The organism is Vreelandella neptunia (assembly GCF_022489065.1).
GTDB classification, from domain to species: Bacteria; Pseudomonadota; Gammaproteobacteria; order Pseudomonadales; family Halomonadaceae; genus Vreelandella; species Vreelandella neptunia_A.
In genome coordinates this window covers 42,237-54,475 of record NZ_JAKVTW010000016.1, presented here as the reverse complement: position 1 = coordinate 54,475, position 12,239 = coordinate 42,237, and the positions used below count along the sequence as shown (strand labels likewise).

At 53.5% G+C, this 12,239-nt stretch carries 12 protein-coding genes; 9 read left to right on the top strand and 3 right to left on the bottom strand.

Going from position 1 to position 12,239, the window contains the following annotated elements; all coding sequences use genetic code 11:
* Positions 1–2: 2 nt before the first annotated feature.
* The 3 genes from MLE19_RS17720 to MLE19_RS17710 all read left to right on the top strand — a co-directional run bounded on the left by MLE19_RS17720 (position 3) and on the right by MLE19_RS17710 (position 3,682).
* On the top strand, positions 3–1,328 hold the full coding sequence (locus MLE19_RS17720) for an MATE family efflux transporter (RefSeq protein WP_240719459.1): 1,326 nt from the start codon (positions 3–5) through the stop codon (positions 1,326–1,328).
* 154 nt (positions 1,329–1,482) lie between these two features.
* On the top strand, positions 1,483–3,135 hold the full coding sequence (locus MLE19_RS17715; RefSeq protein WP_240719458.1) for a nitrite/sulfite reductase: 1,653 nt from the start codon (positions 1,483–1,485) through the stop codon (positions 3,133–3,135).
* Complete coding sequence (locus tag MLE19_RS17710) at positions 3,128–3,682, top strand: DUF934 domain-containing protein (RefSeq protein WP_240719457.1); 555 nt, start codon at positions 3,128–3,130, stop codon at positions 3,680–3,682. The genes MLE19_RS17715 and MLE19_RS17710 overlap by 8 nt, the downstream gene beginning before the upstream one ends.
* A gap of 71 nt (positions 3,683–3,753) precedes the next feature.
* On the opposite strand, the gene smrA is transcribed toward MLE19_RS17710, so the two are convergent.
* Entirely contained in the window at positions 3,754–4,344 is a 591-nt protein-coding gene (gene smrA, locus MLE19_RS17705) for a DNA endonuclease SmrA (RefSeq protein ID WP_240719456.1), read from the bottom strand.
* 190 nt (positions 4,345–4,534) lie between these two features.
* On the opposite strand from smrA, the gene MLE19_RS17700 reads away from it, so the two are divergent.
* The 3 genes from MLE19_RS17700 to MLE19_RS17690 are packed head-to-tail and all read left to right on the top strand — an operon-like array spanning position 4,535 to position 6,094.
* Positions 4,535–5,014 (top strand): gamma-glutamylcyclotransferase family protein, encoded by a 480-nt coding sequence (locus MLE19_RS17700; protein ID WP_240719455.1) that lies wholly within the window; start codon positions 4,535–4,537, stop codon positions 5,012–5,014.
* Positions 5,015–5,072: 58 nt separating this feature from the next.
* The gene (gene wrbA, locus MLE19_RS17695) at positions 5,073–5,696 is read left to right on the top strand and encodes an NAD(P)H:quinone oxidoreductase (RefSeq protein WP_240719454.1); all 624 of its coding nucleotides are present in this window, start codon (positions 5,073–5,075) and stop codon (positions 5,694–5,696) included.
* A complete protein-coding gene (locus tag MLE19_RS17690) occupies positions 5,693–6,094 on the top strand; it encodes a DUF2069 domain-containing protein (RefSeq protein ID WP_240719453.1) in 402 nt (133 codons plus the stop codon). The genes wrbA and MLE19_RS17690 overlap by 4 nt, the downstream gene beginning before the upstream one ends.
* Here the strand turns inward: MLE19_RS17690 and MLE19_RS17685 are convergent.
* A complete protein-coding gene (locus MLE19_RS17685) occupies positions 6,091–6,777 on the bottom strand; it encodes a cytochrome b/b6 domain-containing protein (RefSeq protein WP_240719452.1) in 687 nt (228 codons plus the stop codon). The two genes, MLE19_RS17690 and MLE19_RS17685, sit on opposite strands and share 4 nt — an antisense overlap.
* Before the next feature lie 235 nt (positions 6,778–7,012).
* Here MLE19_RS17685 and pdxH point away from each other — a divergent pair, with 235 nt between their 5' ends.
* Positions 7,013–7,657 (top strand): pyridoxamine 5'-phosphate oxidase, encoded by a 645-nt coding sequence (gene pdxH / locus MLE19_RS17680; protein ID WP_240719451.1) that lies wholly within the window; start codon positions 7,013–7,015, stop codon positions 7,655–7,657.
* A gap of 54 nt (positions 7,658–7,711) precedes the next feature.
* On the opposite strand, the gene MLE19_RS17675 is transcribed toward pdxH, so the two are convergent.
* Complete coding sequence (locus MLE19_RS17675; RefSeq protein ID WP_240719450.1) at positions 7,712–10,459, bottom strand: GNAT family N-acetyltransferase; 2,748 nt, start codon at positions 10,457–10,459, stop codon at positions 7,712–7,714.
* A 104-nt stretch (positions 10,460–10,563) separates the two neighbouring features.
* On the opposite strand from MLE19_RS17675, the gene MLE19_RS17670 reads away from it, so the two are divergent.
* Positions 10,564–11,505 carry a histone deacetylase family protein gene (locus MLE19_RS17670; protein ID WP_240719449.1) on the top strand — a complete coding sequence of 314 codons (942 nt, stop codon included), beginning with the start codon at positions 10,564–10,566 and terminating at the stop codon, positions 11,503–11,505.
* A 99-nt stretch (positions 11,506–11,604) separates the two neighbouring features.
* Entirely contained in the window at positions 11,605–12,237 is a 633-nt protein-coding gene (locus MLE19_RS17665) for a helix-turn-helix domain-containing protein (protein WP_240719448.1), read from the top strand.
* Positions 12,238–12,239 lie beyond the last annotated feature (2 nt).

Genomic DNA, 12,239 nt, shown 5'->3' with positions numbered 1-12,239 from the left:
ACATGCTGTTCGCTGGTGGTCGTCATGGCAAGGTCATGCGCTTAGCCTTTCCCATCATGTTGGGCATGCTGTCACAAAGCATGCTCAACTTGATCGACGCTGCGCTGGTGGGGCATTTAGGTGAAGTGGCGCTGGCAGGTGTTGGCGTAGGTGGCTATGCCATGTTTATGCTCACCGCTATTGTGTTTGGCCTCTCTTCCAGCGTGCAGTCACAAACGGCTCAACGTATGGGTGCCTCTCACGCCAATGTTGCCTACCCGCTGCAGTCAGGCCTGTTTATTGGGCTCGCGTTTGCGCTACCGTTATCCCTTTTGGCGTGGTGGCAAGCACCGCTGCTAATTGGCTTAATCACCCAAATCGATGATGTTCAACGTATTGCGGTGGACTATTTCCGCTGGCGGGTCGTGTCGCTGTTGGCCATCGCTTTAACTCTATGCTTTCGCGGTTACTGGAACGGACGCCAGCAGACGCATCTGTATCTGCGTATAATTGTGGCCGTTCACCTACTTAATGTGGGTGCCAGCGCTGGTTTGATTTATGGCTTGGCTGGCCTGCCGGAAATGGGCCCTAGTGGCGCTGGCGCAGGTACCACTCTATCCCTTTTTGTAGGATTGTTCGTGTGGTGCTGGGTAAGCGCGAAACGTACATCTTCCCAGTTTTTTTTGACACATCTGCCCTGCTTAGCCACTCTGCGTACTACCTTAGCGCTTGCCGCACCTCACTCGCTGCAGCAGCTTTTATTTGCAGCGGGCTACGCGGTACTATTTGGGCTATTAAGCCAGCTCGGCACAGAGAGTGTCGCGGTTGGCCATGTGCTGATTAATTTATCACTTCTTTTGATATTGCCTGGAGTAGGCATCGGTGTGGCAGCCATGAGCCTTGTTGGCGAAGCACTGGGGCGCGATGCCCAGCACGAAGCGCACCGCTGGGGGCTGGACGCACTTCGCGTTGCTTGGCTGCTATTGCTTGTTTTAGCTCTGCCTATGCTATTAATACCCGAATACGTATTGAGCATCTTCTTCAGCAGCAAAGAGCTGTTGGCGCTGGGTACACTCCCCCTTCAGCTAACTGGCGTAATGATTGTGTTCGACGCTGCGGCATTAGTGCTTGCTCAAGCCCTAATGGGCGCGGGTGCTCAACGCACGGTAATGACGCTAACCCTGGGCATGCAGTGGCTACTTTTTTTACCGTTGGCCTGGTGGGTCGGGATCAGCTTAGAGCAGGGCTTATTAGGTATATGGCTGATGCAGCTGTGTTACCGATTGATAAATTCAGTAGGATTTTTATGGGTCTGGCAGCGAAGACGTTGGCTTGCCCACGCTTTTTAAAAGGCTGCGCTGGTTATCGCGCCTTCTAAATAGCTTTTAGAGATAAAAAGATAATTATATATTCTTTTGTAGAATATGATGCCCGCGTTAAGGTGACGATACATTAACGTCCGTCTCAACGTGACCATTTCGCTTTTTAGCAGGATCGTGCCACATGTACCGTTATGATATTCACGACCAAACCCTGGTTGATGAGCGTGTCGCTCAGTTCCGAGACCAAATGGAACGCTACCGCGCCGGGCGTTTGGGAGAAGAAGAGTTTCGCCCCCTAAGGTTGCAGAACGGCCTCTATATTCAACGCCATGCGCCCATGCTGCGCATTGCGATTCCTTACGGCATGCTGGCGGGTAATCAGCTACGTGCTTTGGCCGAGATCACTCGTCGCTACGACCGCGGTTACGGCCACTTCACCACGCGTCAGAATCTCCAGTTGAACTGGCCCGCCCTTGAAGACGTACCGGATATTTTGGCCGATCTCGCCAAGGTGCAGATGCACGCGATTCAAACCAGCGGTAACTGTATCCGCAACACTACCAGTGACCAGTTTGCCGGCATCGCCAACGATGAAGTGGAAGACCCACGCCCCTGGTGCGAGCTAATCCGTCAGTGGTCTACCCTTCACCCGGAATTCGCCTACTTGCCGCGCAAGTTTAAAATTGCGGTTAGCGGTGCAGCCCAAGACCGCGCGGCGATCCAGGTTCACGACATTGGCCTGCGCCTATGGCACAACGCCGACGGTGAGCTGCGTATCAAGGTTCTCGCCGGTGGCGGCCTTGGCCGTACACCGATGATTGCCGATGTGGTGCGCGAAGATCTGCCCTGGCAGCATCTACTCACCTATCTGGAAGCCTGCGTGCGGGTTTACAACCAGTTCGGTCGGCGTGACAACAAATTTAAAGCGCGGATTAAAATCCTCGTTAAGGCCTTGGGTATTGAAGAGTTTCGTCGCCGGGTTGACGAAGAGTGGGCACACCTCAAAGATGGCCCGCAGACACTCAATCAGGCGGCTGTTGATGCAGCCAAACTCCACTTCCCTGAGCCGGACCGTCGCCCGGTTGCCGAGAACGCCAACGAAGCGTTCGACCTACTGCGCGCTGAAAACCGCAGCTTTGCACGCTTTGTGACCAATAACGTCTCGGATCATAAGGTGAGTGGCTATAAGGCCGTAACGCTTTCTCTGAAACGCCGTGAGCACGCCCCTGGTGATGTTACTGCTGACCAGATGGAAGCCGTCGCTGATTTAGCTGACCGCTATAGCTTTGGTGAAGTGCGCGTGACCCACGAGCAGAACCTGGTGCTGTCTGATGTACCAGTAGACGAGCTGGAAGCGCTTTGGAAAGAGCTTGAGGCGCTGGGTATGGCGAACCCCACCGTGGGTACGCTTAACGACATAATTTGCTGCCCTGGCGGCGACTACTGCAGCTTGGCTAATGCGGTCTCTATTCCTATCGCTCAAGCGCTGCAGGAACGTTTTGAAGATCTAGACTTCCTGTATGACCTTGGCCCGCTGGATCTGAATATTTCCGGCTGCATGAATGCCTGTGGGCACCACCATGTGGGTCATATCGGCATCTTAGGCGTAGACAAGAAAGGCGAAGAGTTCTACCAAATCTCGATTGGTGGTAACTCAACCGACGATGCATCGCTGGGTAAGATTCTTGGGCCATCGTTTTTCCGCTCAGATGTACCTGATGTGGTCGAAAAAGTACTGGAAGTCTATGTGTCACAGCGCCATGAGGACGAACGCTTCTTGGATACTTACCGCCGTATTGGTCTAAAACCCTTTAAGGAGCGTGTCTATGCCTAAGCCCAATCAACCTGATGAGGCGCAAGCTGAAGCGGTCGAGCAGACGCCGGTTCATGTCGATCACCTGATTGCCAATGGTGAGCTGGCGGCGGAGAACGCTTGGTGTGTCTCCTACGATGCCGACGCCCTGCCCGAGCAACGCCCGGCGTTTGTCCCGCTGGCGCTATGGCAAGCCAATCAAGACGACGCTGAGCTGGCGCCGCTGTTAAAGAGCGACACGGAGCTTAATGCCGAATTAGGTCAGCAGCTAGCAAGTGCCAGCGCAATTGCGGTTGATTTTCCTGCGTTTACGGATGGCCGTGGCTACAGCATTGCCCGCTTATTACGCGAGCGCTACGGCTATAGCGGTGAAGTGCGTGCCGTGGGTGACGTATTAGTTGATCAGTTGGAGTATATGCGCCGCTGTGGTTTTAATGCCATGGCGCTACGTGATGACCAGCATCCAGAAGACGCCCTGCGTGCGCTCAGTTTTATCAGCGTGCGGTACCAGACCGATGTTGAGGAGCGCCAGGCGCTGTTTGAGCGCCGTTTAGCGGCTAGTGAGTAAACGAAGAACTTCATGCTCATAAACCACAAACGGGCAGCTTCGGCTGCCCGTTTGCTATTATACCCAACCAATTACCCCCGCCGCTTCTGCTGTCTTTCGCGGTTGTTGGCTTTAGCACGATCACTTTTGCGTAGCATCACCCAGGTAGCGCCTAGCCCGCCCTCTGAAGGCTGGGCAGATACGTACGCCTGCACTTCATCAAACTGGCTGAGCCACTTGGCAAGATATGAACGCAGCACGTTCGCAGGGCTATCGATCTCGCGTCCGCGGCCATGAACGATCAGCACGGAGCGCAAATCGTGTGCATAGGCTTCTTGAATAAAGGGGAACAGCATTCGTCGACACTCACTTAACGGTCGTCTTAATAAATGCAGCTGCGATTGAACGCTATAGCCACCATGCCTTAATTTATCGACAACGCCTTGTTGAATCCCTTCACGGCGATACTCCATAGGGTCGAACGGAGGTAATAGATCGACAAAGTCATCAGATAGAAAGTTGCGCGCGCCCCTCTCCTCTTCAGCCCATTCCCGCTGAGCTAATTGGGATTCAGAGGGGCTTTTCCGATGAGCGCCAGGATCGGCACGATTGCTGGGCGGCAGCGGTTTAACATCGCCTATAAGAGCACGGAAATCCATATCATCACGAAGTGGCTGATTCATTGCAGGCTCCTCCGGCTGGGTCTAATAACTTCCTGGCTAACTATCATAGCCTAGCAAACCCAGACACTTTGCTTAAGCAGATTAGATCTGTCGATAACATGAAGCTTGAAATATAGCGCTTGTCATCGCCAATTAGGCGCGCCAAGCTACCTAGCCACTGCCTAACCCTTCATCAAGAGGCACGCTTGTTTTGGTTAAAACGGTTTGGTTTAAACGCCTGGTTATTTTCAGCGGCGCAGGTCTACTCGGTGTAGCCGGTTGGCTCTGGTTAACGATGCTCAGCCCTTGGTTTTACGACCGTCCCGATGGTTTAGCGAAGATCGAACAAGGACCACACCAGGTTTTCGTTTACGGCACGCTACGCTTTGCGCCTGTACGCTTAGTGGTAATGGGGGGCATGGGTGACCCAACGCCAGCCATACTTGAAGGCTATCAGCGCAACGGACTCGATCTTTCACCTGAACCCGATAGTAATGTTGAAGGCCTGCTATTGCGCGTGGATGCTGACGAGCTTGCCCGCCTTGACCGCTATGAACGCTTAGGCATTCGCTACGAACGCGTCGAGGTTACTCTTGGCAATGGCACCTCCGCATGGGTCTATCTGCGCCTGCCTGAAAGACAAAACGCATTGCTAACTTACCCGGGATTACCATTAGCTCTGGTACCATAGGCAACGACGTAATGTCCTATTTCCGTGACAGTTTCCATGATCCTATTCAGGAATGATGATGAGTGAGATGACACCGTACGTTTTGGTTCTCTACTACTCGCGTTCAGGCGCGACCGCCACTATGGCGCAGCAGATTGCGGCCGGCGTAGAAAGCGTATCCGGCATACAGGCGCGTTTACGCACGGTGGCGCCCGTTTCAACCACCTGTGAAGCCGTTGATCCAGAAATTCCTGAACAGGGAGCGGTCTACGCAGATCTAGATGACTTGCGCCACTGCAGCGCTCTGGCACTGGGTAGCCCTACTCGGTTTGGCAACATGGCGGCGCCGCTTAAATACTTTATCGACTCCACGAGCAGTCTGTGGATGAACGGTGCGCTGATAGATAAACCGGCCTGTGCATTCACATCGACTTCAAGTTTGCACGGTGGCCAGGAGAGCACGTTGCTAACCATGCTGGTGCCACTGCTGCATCACGGCATGGTCTACGCAGGTGTGCCCTATAGTGAAACCACGTTGCTGGAAACCCATTCCGGCGGCACGCCCTACGGTGCAAGCCACTTAGCTGGTGCACGCAGCGACCGATCAGTTGATGAGCAAGAACGTGCGCTGTGCGTGGCCCAAGGTAAGCGGATAGCGCGGCTTGCCCTGGCACTGAATAAGATGCGTCAGGAGGCTTTATGAGACAGTGGCTAGAAGACGTAGAGGCCCGCCACGGGATTGATAAGCTCACTCTAAGAAGTCGCCAGCTGGTGCTAGCTAGCTTCGCTATTTTACTGGTGCTGGTTATTTACCGCGGCTTTCTAGTACAAGGCGATGAGTTTAACTGGCGGCCAGTAGTGGCCTTTGTCCTGCCTCTGGTGCTGTTTTTGCCCTCCATTATTGGTCAGCGAGCACGCGGTCATGCATGGCTCGCGTTTGTCAGCCTACTCTATTTTACCCAGGGAATAATGTTGGCCACCCTGCCCGGGCAGAGTGTTCGCGGGCTTTTAGAAGCCGCAGTTGCCATGGCTCTATTCGCTGGTTGCATGAGTTACGCGCGCTTTCGTAGCCGGCAGTTACGTCAACATCAAACGCGTTAAAACCAAAGCCATAGCACGACGCCAGCAGCAATTAACAGGACACCCAGCGCGCGTAAACGCAGCGTGCTGGCATCCAACGTCTCGTTACGAGCATCAATAGGCTGCTGGCGAAAACGCTTGTTACCCGCCAACATGGCCGTCAACAGCGGCTCTCCTAGCAGCCGGTGGACGACTAACCCGACCAAGTGCAGCACTATCAAAATTATTAATAGATCGCTGTTCCACTGGTGCAACGTTCTCAGCTGGCTGCCAACCCCTTCACCCAATAAGCCGTAGAGCGGTGCCTGAAAAAAAATATCGTCACTCAAAAACAGCCCGCTCGCCGCTTGAAAACTGAGCGAGAGCAGCATCACTACCACCATCCAGCCGCCTAACGGATTGTGACTGGCATAAGAGCCGGGTTGGCGCTTGATAAGTGCTTTTGAGTAGGCAGCCGTTTTAGACGGTGGGTATAAAAATGTATTGAATCTCGCATAGATGCTTCCCAGTACGCCCCATAGACAGCGGAAAACAAGCAGCCCGAGGATCAGATAGCCCGCCTGTGCGTGCACCTCGACCGGAAATAGAAAAGGTACGCCACTGGTCTTGGTGGTATAAAATGACATCAACACCGCCGCCACTAACCCCCAGTGAAACAGGCGAATCCAAATATCCCATACATTAATCGCTACCTTGTCACGCATAGCCCTTTCCTCTATCAGCTGTGATGAACTAAGTGTTGGTGAGCCCGCATGGGTGAGACAGCTTCGCATTAATTCACTCTTTCTCATAGAAGGCGGGACAGTTAGCCGCAACACACTTCTCTTTACGGGGCAGTGAAAGCCATGAGTTGGTGCGTTAAACATTCATTGATGGCGATCACTTGAGCTTTAAAGGCAGACCAGCGAACATGGAAGAAATTCAAGGGAGAAGCATTCGATGACACGTAATATAGCCGATATCAGGCGTGATTATGAAGGCGGCAGGCTTGACGAGTCCCAGGCACCTGACGATCCATTCGTGTTATTTGATGAGTGGTTCACTCTAGCACTGGAAAAAGAGGGCAAAGATGGTAATGCCATGACGCTGGCCACCGTTGACAGTCAGGGCAGACCCCACGCCCGGGTAGTATTGCTTAAAGGGTTTGATGAACGCGGCATGGTATTTTTCACCAACTACCATAGCCACAAGGGTAGCGAGTTAAGCAACGTCCCTTACGCTGCAATGACCTTCTGGTGGCCTTCACTCTCCCGTCAGGTACGTATCGAGGGCCCGGTTGAGCAGGTGTCTGCCGATGAGTCTGATGAGTACTTTGCCAGCCGCCCTCGGGGCAGTCAGCTTGGTGCCTGGATTGCCACACAAAGCGTGGTGATTCCTGGTCGCAATTGGATTGAGGAGCGTCAAAAGCGATTTGAACAAGCCTACGATGGTCAGGATATTCCTCGCCCGATTCATTGGGGTGGCTATCGCGTCGATCCGGAAATGATCGAATTCTGGCAGGGACAGCCCAGCCGCCTGCACGACCGGTTGCGCTTTGAGCGCCGCGACGGTGGCGAATGGAGCCGCTTCCGCATGGCGCCATAAGCCACATTGATCAAGGCCTGCCGATGAGCATGCAGGCCTTTGAGGCTAAAGCGCTTAGTCTGGCAGGCTTTCCAGCCGGTGCCGCTGCCATTCACTTTCGGGTTCATTGAGGCGCAGCACGGCATCAATCACCTGCTCCTCCATGTTGTAACGGCATTTAAAGCCCAAGTGTTTCATGAGCGCACGCATCGGATGGTTATCGACCATAATCTTGCCAATCATCTCCAGCGTGCCAATGTTGGTGCAGTAATCGATCATTTTCTTCATCAACAGGCTGCCAATTCCCAGCCCCTGCAAATCATCTCGGATAATTACTGAAAACTCAGTGCGAATATTATCCGGATCGTTCCAAACCCGCACCACTCCCAGCATCTCTTTACTGCCATCATCGCCTAAATATTCAGCAATGAACGCCATCTGACGGTCGTAATTGATATGCGAGAGAATCGATAAATCTCGCTGGGTTAAATTCGATTTGTTGTGGAAGTAGCGGAAACGAATACTCTCTTCCGAGAGCTGGCGGTGAAACGTGGTAATAAGGTGGGCGTCTTCGGCACGAATTGGCCTTACCTCAACCTGCCAACCGTTTTTAAGGGTTACCCATTCACGCAGCTCTTCAGGGTACGGCATGATGGCGAAACGCGACGGCGTGCCAAGATCCATGGCGAAATCAACCGCCACCATGCCATCGCGGTTGAGCAATAGTGGATTCACTTCCAAGCCACGCAGATCGCTCAGGTCGGAGGCCATTTGCGACAGCTTCACAAGCATTTGGCACAAGTGCTGTATATCACGCTCTGGATCAGCGGAGTGCTCCCGGATTAACGAGGCTGCGTGAGTCCTGCCAACAACATCGGCGGCCAGGCTCATGTTGAGCGGCGGCAAGGCGACTTGGCGATCCGCCAGCACGTTAACTTTATACCCGCCAATCCCAAACACGATCAGCGGGCCGAAAACCGGATCGCGAGTAATACCGGCGCATATCTGCATTGAATGCTTGCCACGCTGCATTGGCTGCAAACAGTATTCCCGAATCGCATATTCAGGAAACTTCTCAAACACTTTTTCGCCCAATTGGCGCACCCCTTCTGCTACCTGCTCAGGCGTCTCTAAATCCTGTAACAAGCCCGCCGAAATTTTATGCGGGTGCTTACGGTAGCGGTAAGGGCGGCAGTTGCCTTCATGAACGACTTTGAGCGCTTTGGTACCGGGAATATCGGCTGCCCTGGCCAGTGCATCCTCAGGGGTAGCCAAATACACGCTGGGTGCCGTGGGGATGCCATAAGCCTCAAGTACTTGAGCCGTTTCAGAATGGGTTAACGTCTGCCTGCCCTGCTCTTTTGCCTGCTTGATCAGTGTGCGGCACTGGGCACGTATTTCTGGGCTGGTGGAAAACGGCAGGCTAGGAGGAATCTCCTGCAACAGCGCCTGTACACGCTGATAAATCACCATATGCATAAACGCCTTAACGGCTTTTTCCGGCGAAATATAGGTCGGAATGCCGGCTAAATTACAGGCGTGGCGGGCATTGAGCGCCTCTTTTAGTCCCATCCAACTGGTAAGCAGGTTGCGGCGAAATTTCTTACGGTTATCGATCAAGGCTTGGGCCGTCACTAGCGATGGAGCCATGCGTGTAGGTGCGTGTACGACTAGCACGGCATCGACGTTCGCGTCGGCGGCGACAATCTCCAGCGCTTGGACAAACCGCTCTGGCGAGGCGTTACCGCCCAGGTCCACTGGGTTTTCGCCCGGTTTGCTCATGTCGACTTCACTACGGTGCAACGCGGCCCGAGTTTCGGCGCTGAATTCGGCCAATTTACCGCCCGCACTAATCAGCTTATCAATAGCGAGCATGGCAGGCCCCAAGCCATTAGAGACAATGGCTAAGCGGTCCCCTTTCAAGGGCTTCATCCGCGAGAGGGTTTCCAGTGCATCAAGCAGTTCATCAGAGTCATCAACCCTGACCACACCTGCCCTGGCAAAGGCGGCATCAAACACCACATCACGGTTAGCGATGCCTGGCGTAGGCGCCATGCCGGAAATATCTGACTCCGGCGTACGGCCGCTTTTGATTGCCAAAACCAAACGGTTTCTTGAAGCATCACGTACGGCGGTCATAAAGTGCTGGGCGTCGCTGATTCGCTCCAAGTGCAGCAAGATGGCCTGAGCGGGGGAAAACTGATTAACGTAATCAATCAGGTCCGGTAGCAGTACATCAACGCTATCGCCCACCGTAATCAGGTGGGAAAAACCTACATCACGCCCCGCGGCCCAATCGATCATGGCATTGGCGAGCATGCCTGACTGGCCCAGATAGGCAACGCGCCCCGCTTTTACCGGTTGACTGGCATAAGAGGCGTTGAGCTTTTTACCCGGGACAATCAGCCCCATGCACTCCGGCCCCAGCACACGTATACCCGATATCCGTGCTGCGCTTAGCATCCGCTCTCGTATTGAGCCTTTATTACCCTTGTCGCGATCCAAATAGGCGCCACCGGAAAGCACAAGCGCTGCTTTAACACCGTGCTGGCCTAGTTTTTTGATCAGACTAGGTACGCCTTCAATCGGTGAGCAGACAACGGCTAAATCAGGCACCTCGGGTAACTCACTCACACGGCTAAAACACGGCACGCCAAAGACCTGGGAGTAGCCTTTGAGATTGACCGCCCATAGCGGGCCCTTAAAGCCGCCCTCTTGAATATTTCTCAGCACCAAACCACCCAGCGATGCGGGCTTTTCAGAGGCGCCAAACACCGCTAGTGTACGAGGTTCGAAGAAATGGTGTAAAAAGCGCGTGCTCACGAATGAGTCTCCCCTGACATAAATAGCGGCTGTACGACTTATTGACACTGTCGCGTAGGGCATGGAGGCGATTAAGGTGGCATCAATAATAATGGAGCGTTGGAATGATTACCGCCTACCTTACCCACCCAGACTGTTCATTGCACCACATGGGGCCGGAACATCCTGAAAGCCCTCAGCGTCTGGAGGCTATTCGCGCTCGCCTATCGCTTGCAGGCCTATTACAGCAGACCATGCAGGCAGATGCCAAAGAAGCCTGTGAAGAAGCTCTGGCTAGGGTACACCCCTTGCGCCATCTACGCGCCTTAGAAAAGTGTTTACCTGCTGAAGGCATTGTTACCCTGGATAGCGATACCATGATGAACCCTAATAGCCTGCAAGCTGCGCGAGTAGCTGCCGGGGCGGTCATTCGTGGCGTTGATCAGGTATTTAAACGTCAGGCGGATAACGTATTTTGTGCAGTAAGGCCGCCCGGGCATCATGCTGAAGCAAGCGATGCCATGGGGTTCTGCTTTTATAACAATATTGCCGTGGGTGCCGCTCACGCACGTGCTAAGTATGGCGCCAAACGTATCGCTATTCTGGATTTCGATGTGCATCAGTGTAATGGCACCATCGATATCTTCAAAAACGATCCTGAGGTGTTGATCTGCACCAGTTTCCAATATCCGTTTTATCCCTGGCGCTATTTACGTAGCGAGTGGCAAAACGTGGTCAACACACCGCTGGAAGTAGGTACAGATGGGCCTGAGTTTAGGCGCATTATTGAAAATCACTGGCTTCCTGCCCTACACGCGTTCAAACCCGACTTGGTAATGATATCTGCCGGTTTCGACGCTCATCGTGACGATCCAATGGGTGATATCTGCCTTGAAGATGAGGAGTTCTATTGGATCACGCATATGGCCATGGAGATCGCTACACTGTATGCGGAAAATCGCCTTGTTTCGGTGCTTGAGGGGGGCTATAACCCTAAGTCATTAGCCAGTGGTGTAGAAGCACATATAAAAGCGCTGTTGGGGCTACCTTTTGCGGAAGTACCTTAGTGCATGCTTCCTGCAGACCTGCTCGACGGTAGGTATTTGGGCTGTGGTATCATGCGCGTTTTAAATTGCCCCAAGCGAATGCAGCCACTGTGACAACCTATGACCGCCACTTCTGAAGAGCACGCCGCGCTGCGTATCGCATCGGGCAGCAAACCCTTTGTTGAGCCACTGCGCCTGGGTGAACGCCTCAAGCAAATCCGCCTTGCCAATCAGTGGACATTGGAAGATGTTAGCCAGCGCACAGGACTTGCCCGCTCGACGCTTTCTAAAATAGAGAATGACCAAGTTTCACCCACCTTTAGCGTTGTGCAGAAGCTCACCACCGGGCTCAATATTGACCTTCCTCAGCTTCTTACGCCTCCTAAACGAGAGCGTTACACCATGGGGCGGCGCGATCTAACCCGTAAAGGCAAAGGGCAATTACACCCCACGCCAACCTACGAGCATGAACTGCTGGGTCACCAGTTAGCCCAAAAGCGCATGATCCCTTTTAAAACCATCGTGCGCGCACGCAGTTTTGATGAGTATCACCAGTGGGTACGCCACGATGGCGAAGAGTTTTTGATAGTGCTGCATGGCGATATTATGCTGTATACCGAGTTCTACGCCCCACTTGTACTGGCGGAAGGTGACAGCATCTATTTTGATAGCGATATGGGCCATGCACTTGTTTCCACCAGCCAGGACGACGCGGTGGTACTATCAGTGTGTACCCGTGGCGATGCTGCCTAGCA

Coding starts and splice junctions, on each gene's coding strand:
- MLE19_RS17710 (WP_240719457.1), top strand. CDS start 3,128: ATGCCTAAGCCCAATCAACCTGATGAGGCGCAAGCTGAAGCGGTCGAG.
- MLE19_RS17720 (WP_240719459.1), top strand. CDS start 3: ATGCTGTTCGCTGGTGGTCGTCATGGCAAGGTCATGCGCTTAGCCTTT.
- MLE19_RS17670 (WP_240719449.1), top strand. CDS start 10,564: ATGATTACCGCCTACCTTACCCACCCAGACTGTTCATTGCACCACATG.
- pdxH (WP_240719451.1), top strand. CDS start 7,013: ATGACACGTAATATAGCCGATATCAGGCGTGATTATGAAGGCGGCAGG.
- MLE19_RS17685 (WP_240719452.1), bottom strand. CDS start 6,777: ATGCGTGACAAGGTAGCGATTAATGTATGGGATATTTGGATTCGCCTG.
- wrbA (WP_240719454.1), top strand. CDS start 5,073: ATGAGTGAGATGACACCGTACGTTTTGGTTCTCTACTACTCGCGTTCA.
- MLE19_RS17715 (WP_240719458.1), top strand. CDS start 1,483: ATGTACCGTTATGATATTCACGACCAAACCCTGGTTGATGAGCGTGTC.
- MLE19_RS17690 (WP_240719453.1), top strand. CDS start 5,693: ATGAGACAGTGGCTAGAAGACGTAGAGGCCCGCCACGGGATTGATAAG.
- smrA (WP_240719456.1), bottom strand. CDS start 4,344: ATGAATCAGCCACTTCGTGATGATATGGATTTCCGTGCTCTTATAGGC.
- MLE19_RS17665 (WP_240719448.1), top strand. CDS start 11,605: ATGACCGCCACTTCTGAAGAGCACGCCGCGCTGCGTATCGCATCGGGC.